At 73.3% G+C, this 16,931-nt stretch carries 17 protein-coding genes and 1 tRNA gene; 7 read left to right on the top strand and 11 right to left on the bottom strand.

What is annotated here, in order from left to right:
• Window positions 1–109: 109 nt before the first annotated feature.
• Complete coding sequence (locus tag O2V63_RS04565) at window positions 110–412, bottom strand: DUF427 domain-containing protein (RefSeq protein WP_269166377.1); 303 nt, start codon at window positions 410–412, stop codon at window positions 110–112.
• Window positions 413–543: 131 nt separating this feature from the next.
• On the opposite strand from O2V63_RS04565, the gene O2V63_RS04570 reads away from it, so the two are divergent.
• The gene (locus O2V63_RS04570; RefSeq protein ID WP_269166378.1) at window positions 544–1,596 is read left to right on the top strand and encodes an LLM class flavin-dependent oxidoreductase; all 1,053 of its coding nucleotides are present in this window, start codon (window positions 544–546) and stop codon (window positions 1,594–1,596) included.
• 10 nt (window positions 1,597–1,606) lie between these two features.
• Here O2V63_RS04570 and O2V63_RS04575 read toward each other — a convergent pair whose 3' ends face one another.
• From O2V63_RS04575 to O2V63_RS04585, 3 genes are all read right to left on the bottom strand, one after another.
• The gene (locus tag O2V63_RS04575; RefSeq protein WP_269166379.1) at window positions 1,607–2,341 is read right to left on the bottom strand and encodes a GAF and ANTAR domain-containing protein; all 735 of its coding nucleotides are present in this window, start codon (window positions 2,339–2,341) and stop codon (window positions 1,607–1,609) included.
• An 81-nt stretch (window positions 2,342–2,422) separates the two neighbouring features.
• Window positions 2,423–2,845 carry a hypothetical protein gene (locus O2V63_RS04580; RefSeq protein WP_269166380.1) on the bottom strand — a complete coding sequence of 141 codons (423 nt, stop codon included), beginning with the start codon at window positions 2,843–2,845 and terminating at the stop codon, window positions 2,423–2,425.
• Between the two features lie 11 nt (window positions 2,846–2,856).
• Window positions 2,857–4,035, bottom strand: a complete 1,179-nt coding sequence (locus tag O2V63_RS04585) for an AI-2E family transporter (RefSeq protein WP_269166381.1) — start codon at window positions 4,033–4,035, stop codon at window positions 2,857–2,859.
• A gap of 450 nt (window positions 4,036–4,485) precedes the next feature.
• Between O2V63_RS04585 and O2V63_RS04590 the strand changes: the two genes are divergently transcribed.
• The gene (locus O2V63_RS04590) at window positions 4,486–4,662 is read left to right on the top strand and encodes a hypothetical protein (RefSeq protein WP_269166382.1); all 177 of its coding nucleotides are present in this window, start codon (window positions 4,486–4,488) and stop codon (window positions 4,660–4,662) included.
• A gap of 212 nt (window positions 4,663–4,874) precedes the next feature.
• Here the strand turns inward: O2V63_RS04590 and O2V63_RS04595 are convergent.
• Window positions 4,875–4,950, bottom strand: a tRNA-Arg gene (locus O2V63_RS04595).
• Between the two features lie 207 nt (window positions 4,951–5,157).
• On the opposite strand from O2V63_RS04595, the gene ssb reads away from it, so the two are divergent.
• Both ssb and ettA read left to right on the top strand, forming a co-directional pair.
• Window positions 5,158–5,688, top strand: coding sequence for a single-stranded DNA-binding protein (ssb, locus tag O2V63_RS04600; RefSeq protein ID WP_269166383.1), 531 nt, complete (start codon window positions 5,158–5,160; stop codon window positions 5,686–5,688).
• A gap of 113 nt (window positions 5,689–5,801) precedes the next feature.
• Window positions 5,802–7,472 (top strand): energy-dependent translational throttle protein EttA, encoded by a 1,671-nt coding sequence (ettA, locus tag O2V63_RS04605; protein ID WP_269166384.1) that lies wholly within the window; start codon window positions 5,802–5,804, stop codon window positions 7,470–7,472.
• Window positions 7,473–7,622: 150 nt separating this feature from the next.
• Here the strand turns inward: ettA and O2V63_RS04610 are convergent, their stop codons facing one another.
• Window positions 7,623–7,970 (bottom strand): protein-tyrosine phosphatase family protein, encoded by a 348-nt coding sequence (locus O2V63_RS04610; RefSeq protein WP_269166385.1) that lies wholly within the window; start codon window positions 7,968–7,970, stop codon window positions 7,623–7,625.
• A 165-nt stretch (window positions 7,971–8,135) separates the two neighbouring features.
• Between O2V63_RS04610 and O2V63_RS04615 the strand changes: the two genes are divergently transcribed.
• Window positions 8,136–8,549 (top strand): acyl-CoA thioesterase, encoded by a 414-nt coding sequence (locus tag O2V63_RS04615; RefSeq protein ID WP_269166386.1) that lies wholly within the window; start codon window positions 8,136–8,138, stop codon window positions 8,547–8,549.
• 94 nt (window positions 8,550–8,643) lie between these two features.
• On the opposite strand, the gene O2V63_RS04620 is transcribed toward O2V63_RS04615, so the two are convergent.
• The 4 genes from O2V63_RS04620 to O2V63_RS04635 all read right to left on the bottom strand — a co-directional run bounded on the left by O2V63_RS04620 (window position 8,644) and on the right by O2V63_RS04635 (window position 12,776).
• Window positions 8,644–9,243, bottom strand: a complete 600-nt coding sequence (locus tag O2V63_RS04620; RefSeq protein ID WP_269166387.1) for a biotin transporter BioY — start codon at window positions 9,241–9,243, stop codon at window positions 8,644–8,646.
• A 95-nt stretch (window positions 9,244–9,338) separates the two neighbouring features.
• Window positions 9,339–10,850 (bottom strand): glycoside hydrolase family 13 protein, encoded by a 1,512-nt coding sequence (locus O2V63_RS04625; RefSeq protein WP_269166388.1) that lies wholly within the window; start codon window positions 10,848–10,850, stop codon window positions 9,339–9,341.
• A gap of 127 nt (window positions 10,851–10,977) precedes the next feature.
• Entirely contained in the window at window positions 10,978–11,376 is a 399-nt protein-coding gene (locus O2V63_RS04630) for a globin (RefSeq protein WP_269166389.1), read from the bottom strand.
• Window positions 11,373–12,776 carry an MFS transporter gene (locus O2V63_RS04635; RefSeq protein ID WP_269166390.1) on the bottom strand — a complete coding sequence of 468 codons (1,404 nt, stop codon included), beginning with the start codon at window positions 12,774–12,776 and terminating at the stop codon, window positions 11,373–11,375. Before O2V63_RS04635 ends, O2V63_RS04630 begins: the two co-directional genes overlap by 4 nt.
• 230 nt (window positions 12,777–13,006) lie before the next feature.
• On the opposite strand from O2V63_RS04635, the gene O2V63_RS04640 reads away from it, so the two are divergent.
• Window positions 13,007–13,975, top strand: coding sequence for an ABC transporter substrate-binding protein (locus O2V63_RS04640; RefSeq protein WP_269166391.1), 969 nt, complete (start codon window positions 13,007–13,009; stop codon window positions 13,973–13,975).
• A 28-nt stretch (window positions 13,976–14,003) separates the two neighbouring features.
• On the opposite strand, the gene O2V63_RS04645 is transcribed toward O2V63_RS04640, so the two are convergent.
• Window positions 14,004–16,082, bottom strand: a complete 2,079-nt coding sequence (locus O2V63_RS04645; RefSeq protein WP_269166392.1) for a prolyl oligopeptidase family serine peptidase — start codon at window positions 16,080–16,082, stop codon at window positions 14,004–14,006.
• Window positions 16,083–16,215: 133 nt separating this feature from the next.
• Here O2V63_RS04645 and O2V63_RS04650 point away from each other — a divergent pair, with 133 nt between their 5' ends.
• Window positions 16,216–16,827, top strand: a complete 612-nt coding sequence (locus O2V63_RS04650; protein ID WP_331253781.1) for an HNH endonuclease — start codon at window positions 16,216–16,218, stop codon at window positions 16,825–16,827.
• The last annotated feature ends 104 nt before the right edge of the window (window positions 16,828–16,931 follow it).

Consider the following 16,931-nt stretch of genomic DNA (forward strand, 5'->3'; position numbering starts at 1 on the left):
CCGCGGAACCTGCACGGGACGATTGTGTTCGTGCCGTCACTTTCCGTGACTGGTCGGCCTCAGTCGTCCCGCCGGCCCGCTGCGACACACCGACCCCGCCCGCGGCGTGTCACTCGGCGATGGTGACCTCCCGGGAGAAGGCGACGTAGCCGGCGAAGTCCTTGCCGACACGGTCGACCGCGGACGGCTTGAGGTCGGGGTAGCTCCAGGCGCCGTCCTTGCGGGTGCCCTCGGGGGTGACCACGTCGAAGTACTGGGCCGGGCCCTTCCACGGGCAGGTGTAGGCCGTCGGGCTCTCGGTGAGCGCGCCGGCCGTGACGGCCGACGGCGGGAAGTACCAGTTGCCCTCGATGCGGACGAGCTCGGACTCGGGTGCCTCGGCGATGACGGTGTCCTCGACGGTCGCGCGCATGTGCCTGCTCCTCGGTTCGGTGTGGCTCTGGACACATCCGGCAACGCACGCACCGCGCCGGGTCATCCCGCTGCGGCTCGCGGGAACACCGCCGGCCCCGCCGACGCTCGCCGCAGTGCAGACGACGAGAGGTGAGTGCAGTGGACAAGCGGATCGGTTTCCTGTCCTTCGGACACTGGCAGCCCATCCCGGGCTCGCAGGTGCGGACCGGGCGGGACGCACTGGTGCAGAGCGTCGAGCTGGCGGTGGCCGCCGAGGAGCTGGGCCTCGACGGCGCCCACGTGCGGGTGCACCACTTCGCCCGGCAGCTCGCCTCGCCGTTCCCGCTGCTGACCGCCATGGGCATGCGCACCAGCCGGATCGAGCTGGGCACCGGCGTCATCGACATGCGGTACGAGAACCCGCTCCACATGGCCGAGGAGGCCGCGGCCGCCGACCTGCTCATCGGTGAGCGACTGCAGCTGGGCATCAGCCGCGGCTCACCGGAGACGGCGCTGCGTGGTTCGGAGGCCTTCGGCTACGTGCCGCCGGAGGGCCGCAGCGACGCCGACCTGGCCCGGCAGAAGACGGCGCTGTTCCTCGCCGCCATCAGCGGCGAGACCGTCGTGGACGCCGATCCGCGGATGACCGGCGGGGCGTCCGCCCGGCTCGCCGTCCAGCCGCAGTCACCGGGCCTGCGGCAGCGGATCTGGTGGGGGTCGGGCACCCGGCAGACCGCGGTCTGGACCGCGCGGCAGGGGATGAACCTGATGAGCTCCACGCTGCTCTCGGAGGACACCGGGGAGCCCTTCGACCAACTGCAGGCCGAGCAGATCGCGCTGTACCGCGCGGCCTGGGCCGAGGCCGGCTGGGCGCACGAACCGCGGGTCTCGGTCAGCCGCAGCGTGCTGCCGATCACCAGCGACCTCGACCGGCAGTACTTCGGCTCGGGCCAGGGCGGCGACGACCAGGTCGGCATCCTGGACGGTGTGCGGGCCCGGTTCGGCAAGAGCTACGTCGGCGAGCCCGACCAGCTGGCCGAGGAGCTGGCCAAGGACGCCGCCGTCCGGGACGCCGACACCCTGCTGCTGACCGTGCCCAACATGCTGGGCGTGGAGTACAACGCGCACCTGCTGGAGACGGTGGCCAGGCACGTCGCCCCGGCGATCGGCTGGACCCCGTCGGCGGAGCGCGCCGCGGGCTGACGGCCGACGGTCAGTCGATCGTCATGGCCCCGGTGCTGGTCAGCTCCTCGGCGACGTCGAACAACTTGCGGTTGGTGTGGGACGACGCCCGCACCAGCAGCTCGAAGGCCTGTGCCGCGGTCAGCCGGTGACGCTCCATCAGGATGCCCTTGGCCTGGCCGATCAGGTCGCGGCTGTCCATGGCGCTGCGCAGGCTCGACTCCTGCCGCGCCGCGGACAGCGCGATGGCGGCGTGCGAGGCGAAGATCTGCCCCACGGTCTCCGATCCGGCGTCGAAGGAGTGCGGCTCCCGGGCGAAGAGGTTCAGGGCTCCGAGGTTGTCGCCCTCGGTGAACAGCTGGAAGCTCAACATGCTGCCGGCCCCGCGCCGGGCGGCCTCGGCGGCGAAGCGGGGCCAGCGGGACTCGCTGGCGAGATCGTCGACCCGGACGGTCTGCTCCTCGCGGAGGGCGTCCAGGCAGGGCCCCTCGTCGAACTCGGTCTGCAGGGCGTCGATCTGCTGCGCCTGCTCGCTGGTGGCGGCCTGCGGGTCGACGCGGCGGCGGACGACCAGGCTGACGCTGGCCATGTCCGTGCCCGGCACCGTGTCGACCGCGGCGGCGGTGATCGACGCCAGCGTGCGGTCCACGTCGCCGTGTTCCTCCTGCAGCGTGCGGGCGATCCGGCCCATCACGTCCCCCAGGTCGTCCTGCATCCGACTGGGGTGATCCGGCCCGGTCTCGGATGGGATCTGGGGTGTGGACATGCGAGAAGCGTAGGCCGCCGGCAGGTGGGCCGAGCTGCCCCGTCCGCGTCACCTCGTCGCCGGCAGCGCGTCGGGGAGGCCTCACTCCTCGAGGGGTGACGCCTCACCGGTCAGCTCCTCGGGCACCGGCACGCCGGTGAGCTCGAGCAGCCGCCGCACGGTCTCCTCGACGAAGAGGTCCTCCGGCTCGTCGTCCTCGTCGTCCGGCGCCAGCAGCGCGGCCACGTCCCGGGGGTCGACCTCCTGTCCGGTCGCCAGCAGCGCCCACCGGGCGAGCCCGCGGGCCTCGGCGTCGTTGTCCACCGGTGCGCTCGCCGTCGGGTCCTCGAAGTAGACGCGCGGCTGGAAACCCAGGTGGCACCGGCCGTCGGCGTCCCCGGCCGGTCGGTAGTCGACGGTGGCGATGTCGCTGTCGTGGACGTCGATGACCAGGTACGGCTCGCGTCGGGCGTCCGGGGTGGCCCAGGCGCCGTCGCTGTAGGTGAACGTCCCGAAGAGCCCCATGGCGGGGCAGGCTATCGAGCGCCCTCGACCGCGGTGGCTCCTCGGGAGGGCGGCGGGTCCTGGGCAGTGGGAACCGGGTGCAGGCGCACGTGTTCGAGCACCCGGTAGGACACGGCCACGAACGGCACGGCGAGCAGTGCCCCGGCCACCCCGAACAGCAGCCCGCCGGCCGTGACCGCGACCAGGATCACGACGGGGTGCAGGTCCAGGGCGTGGCCCATGATGAGCGGCTGCAGCACGTTCCCCTCGACCTGCTGCACCACCAGGACCACCACCAGGATGATGATCGCGTCGGTCGTGCCGTTGGTGACCATGGTGACCAGCACGGCCACCGCACCGCTGACGGTGGCCCCCAGGAGGGGGATGAAGGCGCCCACGAAGGTGAGCAGGGTCAGGGAGATCCAGAGCGGGACGCCGAGCAGGAGCAGTCCGAGGCCGATGCCGACGGCGTCGATGAACGCGACGACGACGGTGCCCCGCACGTAGCTGGCCAGGGTGGTCCACGCCGCGCGTCCGGCGCCGTCGACCTGGTCGCGCCGCCGGTCGGGCACGCGCTCCACCAGCCAGCGCCACATGCTCTCGCCGTCCTTGAGCAGGAAGAAGACGAGGAAGGCGACGAGCACCAGGGCGCCGAGGACGTACACGGCCATCCGGGCGCCGGCCGCGGGGTCGGGGACGACCTCGTAGAGCCGGGTGACGACCTCGTTGCGGAGGTCGGCGACCTGCTGGGGGTTCAGGCCCAGCGGCCCCTCGATCAGCCAGACGCGGATGCGGTCGATCCCCGCGGCCAGTGGTCGGGTGAGGTCCTGGATCGTCGAGACGGCCCGGAAGCCGACGAGGAAGCCGATGCCCAGCAGGACGCCGAGCAGGGTGAGCACCGCCATCAGCGCGGCAACCGCGGCCGGCAGCCCGGCGCGCCGCAGCCCGCGGGAGATCGGCGCTGTCAGGGCGGTCAGGAGCAGGGCCAGCGCCACGGCGAAGGTGACCAACGGCAGCCGGAGCAGCAACCAGAAGAGCAGCCAGCCGACCGCGGCGAGAGCCAGGACCCCGCCCCCCACGGCCATGGCGCGCACCGCCCAGTCCGGTACGACGGCGAGGGGTGGCCGCCGGGGCGCACGCTCCGTGCCGTCCGTGGCCACCGGCTCGGTCGTGGTGCCGCCTGGATCGGCCGGATCACCTGCAGCCGACACCGCGGGCTCCCGTGGTGGCTGCTCCGGGCCCCGGGCCTGCTGGGTGCGTGGCCGTCCGACTCGCACGTTCGTGCCTCACGTTCCTGGCCCGAGGGGCCTGCCGTGGATCGACTGCTGGACCGGGTCGCGCATCGTCGTGCCCGTGGTGCCGTGCCCGCACACCGGTCCAGCCGCACCGTCTCGGCAGAGGTGTCAGCTGATCGTCATCGACGTCGTCGACCCGCCCGGGCGGTGACGGTGTCGGGACGGCGGTGTCCATGCCCGCGCGGTGTCGAGGCGCCCTGCGCGGGCTGATCGACCGACCCGCGTCGGCGCCCACCTGCAGGGTCCCCGCTCCCCGTGGCCCTGTGACGTTGATCGCCGTACCGGGGTTAGGGCGACGGGACGGCGGGCATGCCGGGACTGCGTACATCCGGACTCGGCCATGGCCGAACGACCACGAGGAGAACGATGAACAGCATCTCACTGCCCGCACGCCGCAACCGGTGGCGCTCCGCCGCTGCTGGCGTCGCCATCGCCGCCGCGTCGTTCACCATGACCGCCTGTGGTGGCGACGAGGCCGCCGAGGACACCGGCGTCGTCGAAGAGGGCGACGTGCTCGAAGAGGAAGAGGAGCTCGACGAGTAGGACTCGTCCAGCACGCACATCTGAGTCGGTCGGCGGGGCGCACGCTCAGCGCCCCGCCGACCTGCTGTCTCCCCGGCTGATCGGAGCGTCGATGCGACGTCTCCTCGCGGACTCGAGCTGCTGCCGACCACGGTCGGCGCCTCGTCCGCCCGGGCCCCGTGGAGCCATCAGCGCAGCGGGCTGCCAGGCCGCCTGGGTGCTGTCCGGTCAGGTGGCGCGCCCGGCAGGGATCGAACCTGCGGCCAAGTGCTTAGAAGGCACCTGCTCTATCCGCTGAGCTACGGGCGCTCGTCGCCAGATCATCGCATCGGTACGGGGGGTCGCGCCCGGAACCCGGTAGCGCGCCGTAGCGGTGGGCCCCGACGGGACGACGCCGGTCGTCCACAGCGAGCGGGTGCGTCCACAGCCGGCCCGGGCGCCTGTCCCGCCGGGTCTGCGCGCTGGACGGTGGTCACAGCCCGGCAGGTCGCCGGGGACTGCACCCTGAGGAGCACCGTGAACGACACCCCTCTGCACGTCGTCGGCAACGTGGTCGACGTCCCACGCCAGAACCGCACCAGCAACGGGTCGGTGACCAACTTCCGGATGGCGTCCACGTCCCGCCGCTGGGACGAGGAGACCAAGGGCTTCGTCGACGGCGCCACGCTGTGGATCGACGTGGCCTGCTGGAACGAGCTGGGCGGCAACGTCGCCCGCAGCGTCACCAAGGGCGACCCGGTCGTCGTCGTCGGCAACCTGTCGACCGAGTCCTGGGAGAGCGAGGCCGGGCGGCGCAGTTCCAACCGGATCAAGGCCACCGCGGTCGGGCTGAACCTGGCCCGGGGGTGGTCGGACTTCACCCGGCCGGCTCGCGTCGACCGGTCCGCCGCCCTCCCGGCCCCGCAGGAGCCGAGCGAGGAGGAGACGCCGTCGGACGAGGACCCCTACGCGCAGCGGCCCACGGACTACATCCGAGGGGAGGCGACGTTGGACGAGACGGACTCCGAGGTCACGTCCGAGGAGCCGGCGGTCCCGGCGCTGACGTGAGCCTCCCCGGCTGGGAGGATCGGAGCTGAGAACGCAGGGGGCGGGGCAGGTGCCGCCGAGCACGGCCGCCCCGCCCCGCCCCCACTCGCGACCTGACGGAAGGCTCCCACTCAGTGGCCCAGTACATCTACTCGATGGTCCGTGCGCGCAAGGCGCACGGCGACAAGGTGATCCTCGACGACGTGACGCTGGCGTTCCTGCCCGGCGCGAAGATCGGTGTCGTCGGCCCCAACGGTGCCGGCAAGTCGACCGTCCTGAAGATCATGGCCGGCATGGAGACAGCCTCCAACGGGGACACCGTGCTGGCCCCCGGCGCCTCGGTCGGCATCCTCGAGCAGGAGCCGCCCCTCAACGAGGACCTCGACGTCCGCGGCAACGTGGAGGAGGCGGTGAAGGACCTCCGCGCGGCGCTCACCCGCTTCGAGGAGGTCAGCGCCGCGATGGGCGAGCCCGACGCCGACTTCGACGCGCTGATGGCCGAGCAGGGCGAGCTCATGGAGGTCATCGAGAACGCCGACGGCTGGGAGCTCGACAACCGCATCGAGCAGGCCATGGACGCGCTGCGCTGTCCGCCCGGCGACGCCGACGTCCGGGTGCTCTCCGGTGGTGAGCGCCGCCGCGTGGCGCTGTGCAAGCTGCTGCTGGAGGCCCCCGACCTGCTGCTGCTGGACGAGCCCACCAACCACCTGGACGCGGAGAGCGTCGCGTGGCTGGAGCAGCACCTGGAGAAGTACGCCGGCACCGTCGTCGCCGTCACCCACGACCGGTACTTCCTGGACAACGTCGCCCAGTGGATCCTCGAGCTCGACCGCGGCCGGGCCTACCCCTACGAGGGCAACTACTCCACCTACCTGGAGACCAAGGCCACCCGGCTCAAGGTCGAGGGCGCCAAGGACGCCAAGCGCGCCAAGCGGCTGAAGGACGAGCTGGAGTGGGTGCGCTCGGGCGCCAAGGCCCGCCAGGCCAAGAGCAAGGCGCGGTTGGCCCGCTACGAGGAGATGGCCACCGAGGCGGACAAGTTCCGCAAGCTGGACTTCGAGGAGATCCAGATCCCGCCGGGCCCGCGGCTGGGCAACGTGGTCATCGAGACCAACAAGCTGACCAAGGGCTTCGGCGACCGGGTGCTCATCGACGACCTCTCCTTCACGCTGCCGCGCAACGGCATCGTCGGCGTGGTCGGGCCCAACGGCGTCGGCAAGACGACCCTGTTCAAGATGCTGGTCGACCAGGACAAGCCCGACGACGGCGAGATCAAGGTCGGCGAGACGGTCAAGATCAGCTACGTCGAGCAGAGCCGCAGCGGGATCGACCCGGCCAAGAGCCTGTGGGAGGTCGTCTCCGACGGCCTGGACCACATCAAGGTCGGCAACGTGGAGATGCCCTCGCGGGCCTACGTCTCGGCGTTCGGCTTCAAGGGCCCGGACCAGCAGAAGAAGGCCGGCGTGCTCTCCGGCGGTGAGCGCAACCGGCTGAACCTGGCCCTGACGCTCAAGCAGGGCGGCAACCTGCTGCTGCTCGACGAGCCCACCAACGACCTGGACACCGAGACGCTCACCAGCCTGGAGGGCGCGCTGCTGGAGTTCCCCGGCTGTGCAGTGGTCGTCAGCCACGACCGGTGGTTCCTCGACCGGGTGGCGACGCACATCCTGGCCTACGAGGGCGACTCGAAGTGGTTCTGGTTCGAGGGCAACTTCGACGACTACGAGAAGAACAAGGTCGAGCGGCTCGGCCCGGACGCCGCCCGCCCGCACCGCGCCACCTACCGGAAGCTCACGCGGGACTGAAGAAGGACCCCCGTGCCCCCGGCACTCGCAAGCTCGTACCGGGACCCTGCACGGGGGCCGTGGCATCGGCAGGCGGCCGGTCGGAGCTCAGTGCTCCGGCCGGCCGTCGCCGTCTGCGGGCCCCTCGTCAGCGGATGCGGGGGCACTCCGTCAGGCGGTGAAGCTGGCGACGAAACGGGCCTGGCCGCGGGTCTCCACCGCGTGCCTGCGGTAGTGACCGCGTACGAAGGCGACCGCCCGGGCCGGGGGGAGCCCGTCCAGGACCGCCAGGCAGGCCAGCGCCGTCCCGGTGCGCCCGGTGCCGCCCGAGCAGGCGACCTCGACCCGCTCGGTGTCCGCCCGCTGCCACAGTTCGCGCAACGCGTCGTGCAGGTCGACGGGCGCGGTGGGCAACCGGAAGTCCGGCCAGCACACCCAGCGGGTCGTCCACGGGACGGGGCAGGGCGGGCGGCCCAGCAGGTACAGGCCGAAGGCCGGTGACGGATTGCCGTCGGGCAACGGTCGCCGCAGGCCACGACCGCGGACGCGGCGTCCTGACGGCAGCACCAACACGCCCGGCTCTGTCTCCGCCCACGGGTCCACGACGGCACCGTAGGCCTGCACGGCCCGGTGCGGAACAGGGGCCGTGCGGACGGCGACGGACCATGAGGCAGGGTGACGGGTGTGAGGCACACCGTCGCCGTCCCGATGCGCTGGTCGGACATGGACGCCTACCAGCACATCAACAACGTGGCCTTCCTCGGCTACTTCGAGATGGCTCGGGTGGACCTGTTCTTCGACCAGCCCACCCACGACGAGAAGACCGGCCTGCGCCGGGGGATCGTGGTCGCGTCGCACGAGATCGCCTACAAGCGGCCGGTCCTCTACGACGCCGAGCCGCTCCAGGTGCAGGTCTGGGTCTCCGGCGTCCGGGCGGCCGCGTTCACCTGCCACTACGAGCTCTTCGACCACGGCCGGCTGGCCGTCACCGGCAGCACCCTGCTGGTGACCTTCGACTTCGCGCTGGACCGGCCCCGTCGGCTCACCCCGGAGGAGAAGACCTTCCTCAGCCGCTACCTGGACGAGCCCGCGGCCTGACCCGCTGCACGGTGCAGCAACGAGAACCGCCCCGGTGCGGTGTCCGCGATGGCGGACACCGCCCGGGGCGGTTCTCGTTCGGTGACCGGAGAGGTCAGCGGCTGCGGCGGACCAGTGCCCAGGCCCCGCTCAGCACGCCGGCGGCCACGACCGCCTTGACCAGGCCACCGACGATGAAGGGGTAGAAGCCCGCCTCCAGCGCTGCCGAGGCCGAGAGCCCGGCGCTGACGGCGAGCCACGGCACGCCGACGGCGAAGATGACGGCCTGGCCGGCGACGAACAGCGGCGCGGCCTTCAGCGGCTGGCGGTCCATGCCGCGACGGGCGGCCAGGCCGATCAGGAAGGCGGCGGGGATGAAGCCGACGACGTACCCACCGGTGGCGCCGAAGACGACCTCGACGCCTCCGCTGGCCTCGGAGTAGAAGGGCAGCCCGACCAGCGCCGCGATGATGTAGACGGCCTGTACCGCCACCCCGCGGACCGGCCCCAGGCTGGCCGCGGTCAGCACGACCGCCAGCGTCTGGCCGGTGATCGGCACGGGCGAGCCCGGGACCGGGATGGACACCTGGGCGAGCAGTGCGGTGAACAGCACGCCCAGGCCGACCAGTGCGACGTTGCGCGCCCGGACGGCCGGCACGAGGTCGGCGAGAACGAGCGGGCGCGCCGGCAGCGCGGGCATCGAGGCAGTGGCCACGGGTCCTCCTGAGGTGCAGGTCGGCGCGGTGCGCCGCGGGTCGGCTGAGAGTCTGCCCTACCCGGGCACGCACCTGGAGAGCTGGTCGGCCCGGCTCACGGGCGCAGCCACACCGCGCCGTCCACCGGCACCTGACCGTCGGCGACCGGTGCGCTCGCCAGCAGCAGTTGCCCCTCCGGCAGCGGGACCGGGGCGGCGGAGAGGTTGAGCAGGCACACCAGTCCACCTGGTCGCCGGAACACCAGGCAGCCCTCCGGGGCGGGCAGCCACTCCACGCCGTCGCCGGCGAAGACCGAGGAGCTGTGACGCAGCGCCAACGCCGCCCGGTACAGCGACAGCATCGAGTCGGCGTCGTCGGTCTGGGCCGCGGCGGTCAGCGGCGCCCAGCCGGCGGGCATCGGCAGCCAGGTGTCGGCGCTGGTGGAGAACCCGTACGGCGGCTGGTCACCGGACCAGGGGACCGGGACCCGGCAGCCGTCCCGGCCGCGCTCGGTGCGGCCCGACCGCTCCCAGATCGGGTCCTGGAGCACCTCGTCGGGCAGGTCGACGTCGGGCATGCCGAGCTCGTCGCCGTTGTAGACGTAGGCGACGCCGGGCAGGGCCAGCTGCAGCAGTGCGGCAGCCCGGGCCCGCCGGGTGCCGACCTCGCCGCCGCCGTAGCGCGTGACGTGCCGGGGCCGGTCGTGGTTGGACAGCACCCAGCAGGCCGGCGCCGGGGTGGCGGCGACCGTGGCCAGCGAGTGCTCGACCGCCGAACGCAGCTCCTCGGCGTCCCACTCGGCGGTCAGCAGCCGGAAGTTGAACGCCAGGTGCAGTTCGTCCGGGCGCAGGTACTGGGCCAGCCGCTCGTCGTCGAAGACCCAGACCTCGCCGACCGCCATCCGGTCGGGGTACTGGTCCAGCACCGCCCGCACCCGCTGGTGCAGCGCGTGCACGTGGTCCTGGTCGAACCGCAGGTCGCCGGGGCCGTCGTCGGCGAACAGGCCGGTGTCCTCGGCCGGCACCATGTCCGGCAGCCCGGCGGGCTTGGCCATCCCGTGCGCCACGTCGATCCGGAAGCCGTCCACCCCGCGGTCCAGCCAGAAGTGCAGGGTCTCCTCGAGGTCGGTGACCACCTCGGGGTTGCTGTAGTCCAGGTCGGGCTGCTCGGGGGCGAACAGGTGCAGGTACCACTGGCCGTCGGGCACCCGGGTCCAGGCCGGACCGCCGAACACCGAGGGCCAGTTGTTCGGCGGCTGGGCGCCGTCCGGGCCGGACCCGTCGCGGAAGAAGTAGCGGTCCCGGGCCGGCGAGCCCGGCGGGGCGGCCAGCGCCTCGGCGAACCACTCGTGGTCGTGGGAGCTGTGGTTGGGGACCAGGTCGATGGTCACCCGCAGGCCCAGCGCGTGGGCGTCGGCCAGCAGCGCGTCGAACCCGGCCAGGTCGCCGAAGACCGGCTCCACGCCACGGGGGTCGGCGACGTCGTACCCGTGGTCGTGCATCGGCGAGGGGTAGAAGGGCGTGATCCACAGCGCGTCGACCCCGAGCTCGGCGAGGTACGGCAGGTGCGCCCGGATGCCCTCGAGGTCGCCGACGCCGTCGCCGGTGGCGTCGGCGAAGCTGCGCACGTAGACCTGGTAGAAGACCGCGTCCCGCCACCAGTCGGCGGTGGTGGGGGAGACGGGCGTCGGGTGCTGGCTCAGCGGAGGCTCCTCGGGAGGTCGGTGCAGGTGCGGCCGCGGCGCAGGGGGTCGGTCAGCGGTTCTGCATGCTGTGCGCCGCCATCTCCAGGTAACCCCACAACGTGGCGTCCTGCTCGGCGGTGAGGCCCAGGCTGTCGACGGCGGCGCGCATGTGGGTCAGCCACGCATCGCGCGCCTTCTCGTCGACGGCGAAGGGCGCGTGCCGCATCCGCAGCCGGGGGTGCCCGCGCTCCTCGGAGTAGGTGCGCGGGCCGCCCCAGTACTGCTCCAGGAACATCCGCAGCCGCGTCTCGGCGCCGTCCCAGTCGTCGGCCGGGTACATCGGGCGCAGGATCGGGTCCTCCCGGACCGCGCCGTAGAAGTGCGCGACGAGGGCGCGGAAGGTCTGCTCGCCACCGATCTCGTCGTAGAAGCTGCCCGCCGAGGGCAGCGGCCGGCTCGTCTCGCTCATGACTGCGATGGTCCTCCAGGGACGGGCGCGGGGCTCACGCGGGCCGTGACCCCCTCCGGTCGGCTGCGCCGCAGGGCGATCAGCGGGACGACGACGACGACGAGCCCGATGCCGCCGGACAGGGCCACCACCGTGCTGGGTGCCAGGGCCTCGGCACCGAGGCCGGCGAACACGACACCGAGCCCCTGGACGCCGGCCAGTCCAGCGGCCGCCACCCCGAACGCCCGCCCGCGGTAGGCACTGGGCACCGCCTGCACGAAGGCGACGTTCAGCGGGATCGAGCATGCCCCGCCGATCCCGGCGACGAAGAAGAGAGCCACCACGGCGGCGAACGCGGCGGTGCCGGTGCCCAGCCACACCGGCACCAGCCCGGCCAGCAGCACGCCGCCGAGGGACAGCGCCACCAGCGGGGCCAGCAGCCGCTCGCGGACGTGCGGCGGGCAGAACCGGCCCACGACCAGACCGCCGAGGGCGGTGCCGGCCGGCGCGGCGGCCAGCAGGATGCCGGTGGCAGCGGTGGTGCCCTGCAACTGCAGGCCCAGCGGGGTGGCGATGCCCTCGGGCGCGTTGACGAACAGAGCGGCCACCCAGAGCACGCCGACGATCGACAGCAGCCGTGGCGTGGCGGCGACGAACCGCATGCCGCTGGCGGTCTCCCGCCACAGCGACCGGACCTCCGTCTCCGCGTCGGCCGACCCCGGTGCGGGGCGGCGCTGCAGGCCGAGGGCCAGCCAGCCGGCGGAGACGGCGAAGGTGGCGGCGTTGAGCAGCAACGCCGCCGAGGGGGAGAAGTGGAGCAGCAGGGCGCCGCCGAGCAGGAAGCCGATCAGCTGGGAGAGCTGGGCCGTGACGCCGGTCAGCGAGGTGGCCACGGCATAGCGGTCGCCCTCCAGCACATCCGCCATCAGCGCCGACCGGGCCGCCTCGAACGGTGGCGAGCACAGCGACACCAGCAGCAGCAGACCCAGCAACAGCGCCAGCGGCAGGCCGGGGAGGGCCATGGCGGCCACCAGCACCGCGCGCGCGACGTCGCTGGCGATCAGCACCCGGTGCCGGGGGAGGCGGTCGGCCAGTGCGGCCAGCACCGGGCCGCCGAGGACCCACGGCAGGTAGCTGATGCCGAAGGTGATCGCCGACAGCAGTGCCGACTCGGTGCGTTGGTAGACGAGCACGGTCAGCGCGACCCGGGCGAGCTCGTCGCCGATGGTGGAGAGCAGGTAGGAGCCGAAGAGCGGCCGGAACTCGCCGACCGCGAAGACCTGCCCGTACGTGGCCGGTCGGGTGGTCCCGCGGTCGGACCGAGGACGGCGGCGGCTCAGCAGCGTCCCCTGTCGCTGAGGGCGGCGGTCACCGCGCGTGCCCGTTCCATGACGCGGGAGTGTGGCAGGTCGACGGTGCACCGTCGATCACCGGCAGCGGAGCCGGTCGGCGTGCCGCCCGCGTTCCGGTACCGACATGCCCGGAAGTTGCCCGGACCGGGCTGCCGCGTGACGGAAGGGCCCGTTGACGTGACCTGCCTCACGACCTAGCGTCCGCCGCCACCCGCCCACCCGAACGACGACCCGTCGCGTTGCCCGGCGGGCGTCGAGATCCCCTGGAGGAACGCGTGCGCAGGACGTCGAGGAGCTCGATGGTGCTGGGCCCGATGGTGATCGGCGCCCTCGTGCTGACCGGTTGTGGCGGCGAGGACGACGCGGCCGAGCCCGTGGCCGGCGCGGGATCGGACGAGCTGACCACCGTGCGCGTGGGCGCCATCCCGATCGTGGACGTGGCGCCGCTGTACCTGGCCCAGGAGGTCGGGATCTTCGCCGACCACGGCCTGGAGGTGGAGCCCTTCCTGGCGCAGGGCGGCGCCGCCATCGTCCCGGCGGTGCTCGCCGGGGAGGCGGAGTTCGGCTTCTCCAACATCACCAGCCTGCTGCAGGCCGAGTCGCGGGGGGTGCCGCTGGCCCTCGTCGCCCCCGGCTCCGGGGCCACCGGCAACGCGGAGGAGGACTTCGCCGCGGTGATCGTCCCCGCCGACTCCGAGGTGCAGGAACCGGCCGACCTGGCCGGGAAGAGGGTCGCCATCAACTCGATCAACAACATCAGCGACACCGTCGTCCGGGAGACGGTCCGGCAGGACGGCGGCGACCCCTCGTCGATCCAGTTCGTGGAGCTGGCCTTCCCCAACATGGTCGCCGCGGTCGCCGACGGCTCGGTGGACGCGGCCTTCGCGGTGGAGCCGTTCGCCACCGTCGGGGTCAGCCAGGGCATGCGCGTGGTCGCCGCCCCCTACACCCAGACCGACGAGGCGCTCACCGTCGCCGGCTACTTCACCTCCGACCAGTACGCCGCCGAGAACCCCGACACCGTGCAGGCCTTCGCCGACGCGATCGCGGAGGCGCAGCAGTACGCCACCGAGCACCCCGGCGAGGTCCGCGAGGTGCTGGGCTCCTACACGAACATCGACCCGGCGATCGCGCAGGAGCTGACGCTGCCCGCCTACCAGACCGAGATCGACCGGGACTCGGTCGAGGTGCTGCTCGACCTCGGCGTGGAGGACGGGGTCGTCCCCGAGGGCGTCGACCTGGAGAACGTGTTCGCCGACCTGGAGTGAGCGCCTCCGGCCGGTGCCCGCCCCGCCCTCAGGCCCGGGCGGGCACCAGCCCGGTGTACGCGGCCAGGAAGGCCAGCTGGTCGGCGGCCAGACCCACCGTGCGGCTGACCGCCCGGGCGCCGTGCCCCACCGACAGCTCCCGGCGCAGCACGATCGGCGCCTCCGCCGTCGTCGCGTGCTGCAGGGCCGCGGCCAGCTTGCGGGCGTGCAGCGGGTCGACCCGGGTGTCGGACTCGAAGGTCGTGAACAGCACCGCCGGGTAGTCGGTGCCCTCGACCACCCGGTGGTACGGCGAGTACCCCAGCAACCAGCCGAGCTCGACCGGGTCGGCGGCGGTGCCGTACTCGTCGTTCCAGGTGCGGCCCAGCCCGAACAGCTCGTACCGCACCATGTCCAGCAACGGCGCGCTGCAGACGACGGCGGCCACCAGGTCGGGGTGCTGGGTGGTCATGGCGCCGACCAGCAGCCCGCCGTTCGAGCCGCCCATGACGGCCAGCTGGGCCGGCGCCGTCCAGCCCTCGGCGATCAGGTGACCCGCGGCTGCGGCGAAGTCGTCGAACACGTTCTGCTTGCGTTCCCGCATCCCGGCCCGGTGCCACTCCTCCCCGTGCTCGGAGCCGCCGCGCAGGTTGGCCACCACCCACACCCCGCCGGCGGCCACCCAGGCCAGGGCCTGCGCGGTGTAGGCCGGGGTGAGCGACACGTTGAACCCGCCGTAGCCGTAGAGCACGGTCGGGCGCGGGGTGTCGGGGGTGCCGGTGCCGGAGAGCACGAACAGGTGCACCGGCGTCCCGTCCGGCGAGGTCGCGTGGGCCTCGACCACCCGTACCTCGGGCACCGCGCCGGCCACCGGGGCCTGCTCGTGGCTGGTGAGCGCGGCCGGGTCGGCGGCGTCCCAGCGCAGCACCGAGGGGGGCGTGGCGTAGTCGGTGAAGCCGACCCAGGCGGTCGTGCCGCCCTCCGGGGGTGCGCTGACGCCGGCGACACTGCCCGGGCGCAGGGCCGTCACCTCGGCCAACCGGCCGGAGCCGTCGGCGGCCCACAGCGAGAGCCGGTCGGTGGCGTCGACCGCGTGCACGGCGAGCACCCGCAGGTCGCCGTCCGGGCCGTCGACCAGGGCGACGTCGCCGAGCACCCCGTCGTCGGACTGCGGGACCACCTCGTGCCAGGCCGCCGGCGCCCAGCTGGCCGGGTCGGCCGGGTCGGCCACCACCAGCCGGCTGCGGGGGGCGTCCCGGTCGGTGTGCAGCCAGAGCCGGCCGTCGCGGGCCACCCAGGCCGAGGTCTGCGCGTCCACGCCGACCTGCAGCTCGCGGAGGACGCCGTCCCCGGCCAGGTCGGCCAGCCAGACGTCGTCGCGCGGGGCGGTGCCGACCGAGGCGGAGACGACCAGCCAGCGGCCGTCGGCGCTGGTGCGGGCGCCGAAGTAGGTCGAGGGGTCGCTGCCCTCGCCGTGCACCAGGACGTCGTCGGCGGGATCGCTGCCCACCCGGTGGCGCCACACCCGGCGGTGGAACTGCTCCTCACCGACCGGGACGAGCTCGGGGGCCAGCCGGCGCACGTAGAACAGCTCCTGACCGCCGGGCAGCCAGCCGACGGGGGAGTAGCGGCAGCGGTCGATCGGGCCCTCGACCAGCTCGCCGGTGGCGACGTCCAGGACGAACAGCTGCGACTCCTCGTCGCCGCCGACCGAGATCTGATAGGCCAGCCGGTCGCCCTCCCACGAGGGGGACCAGGCGTCGAGCGTGGTGGTACCGGCCGGGTCCAGCGCTGTCGGGTCGACCAGCACCCGCACGCCCCCGTCGGGCTCGATGACCCGCAGCACGGCGTGCTCCTGGCCGGGGTCACGCCGGGTGGAGAAGGCCCGGCCGTTGCGCCACACCGGGATGCCGACCGCACCGGCGTGCACCAGTTCGGCCAGCCGGTCGGCGAACGCCGGACGGCCGGGGAGGCCGGCGAGGAGGCCGGCGGCCAGCTCGTCCTGGGCGGCGGCCCAGGCCACGGTGCGTGGGTCCTCGGCGTCCTCGAGCCAGCGGTAGGGATCGGCGACCGGGTGACCGTGCAGGTCGTCGATCAGGTCCAGGCGGGGGGCGTCGGGGTAGCGCACGCGCCGACCGTAGCCGCGGCCACCGGCAGCCGTCGGGTCGGTCGATGGCCGAGACCACCGTTGCCAGTGCAGGATGGCAGGTGCCCGTGGGCTGTCGAAGCCGTCGGTGGCCGGGGGCACTCGGAGGTGTCCCGTGTCGATCACCGCACTCGGGTCGTCGTCCGGGCCGGGTCCCGCCGGCTCCCGACGCGACGTCCTCGCCCGTCCGCACACGCCTGCCCCGGCGGCGTGCACGACCGGTGCGACGCTCCTGCTCAACGCCACCTACGAGCCGTTGTGCGTGGTGTCCAGCCGCCGCGCGATCGTGCTCGTCCTGGCCGCCAAGGCGGAGGCCGTCGACGTCACCGACGACGAGGTGCACGCCGAGCGGGTGACCGTGGCGGTGCCGGTCGTGGTGCGGCTGACCCGGTACGTGCGGGTGCCGTACCCGGTCTCGGTGCCGCTGTCCCGCCGCGCGGTCTTCACCCGGGACGGGCAGACCTGCGTGTACTGCGGGGGCTCGGCCACCAGCATCGACCACGTCGTGCCGCGCAGCCGCGGTGGTACGCACACCTGGGACAACGTCGTCGCGGCCTGCCGGCGGTGCAACCACACCAAGGCCGACCGGTCGCTGGCCGAGATGGGCTGGTCGCTGCCCCACCCGCCCGGCGCCCCCAGCGGGGCCGCGTGGCGGCTGCTCGGGCACCGCACCGTCGACCCGCGCTGGCGGGAGTGGCTGGGCATGCCCGACTCGGTGAGCGCCTGACGATCTGCTCGATGCGCTGGGGTAGGCCTCGATGTGCCGAAGGGTGTAGGCACAACTGACATGGACGCGTGGCTCAGCTGGCAGTTGTCGACGAGCTGGTCACC

This window comes from Modestobacter sp. VKM Ac-2977 (genome assembly GCF_026968045.1).
In the GTDB taxonomy this organism is placed as follows: domain Bacteria; phylum Actinomycetota; class Actinomycetes; order Mycobacteriales; family Geodermatophilaceae; genus Modestobacter.

Bases quoted from the DNA above. Each gene is read 5' to 3' on its own strand.
- O2V63_RS04565 (WP_269166377.1), bottom strand. From the start codon at position 412: ATGCGCGCGACCGTCGAGGACACCGTCATCGCCGAGGCACCCGAGTCC.
- O2V63_RS04575 (WP_269166379.1), bottom strand. From the start codon at position 2,341: ATGTCCACACCCCAGATCCCATCCGAGACCGGGCCGGATCACCCCAGT.
- O2V63_RS04580 (WP_269166380.1), bottom strand. From the start codon at position 2,845: ATGGGGCTCTTCGGGACGTTCACCTACAGCGACGGCGCCTGGGCCACC.
- O2V63_RS04590 (WP_269166382.1), top strand. From the start codon at position 4,486: ATGAACAGCATCTCACTGCCCGCACGCCGCAACCGGTGGCGCTCCGCC.
- O2V63_RS04630 (WP_269166389.1), bottom strand. From the start codon at position 11,376: ATGAGCGAGACGAGCCGGCCGCTGCCCTCGGCGGGCAGCTTCTACGAC.
- O2V63_RS04640 (WP_269166391.1), top strand. From the start codon at position 13,007: ATGGTGCTGGGCCCGATGGTGATCGGCGCCCTCGTGCTGACCGGTTGT.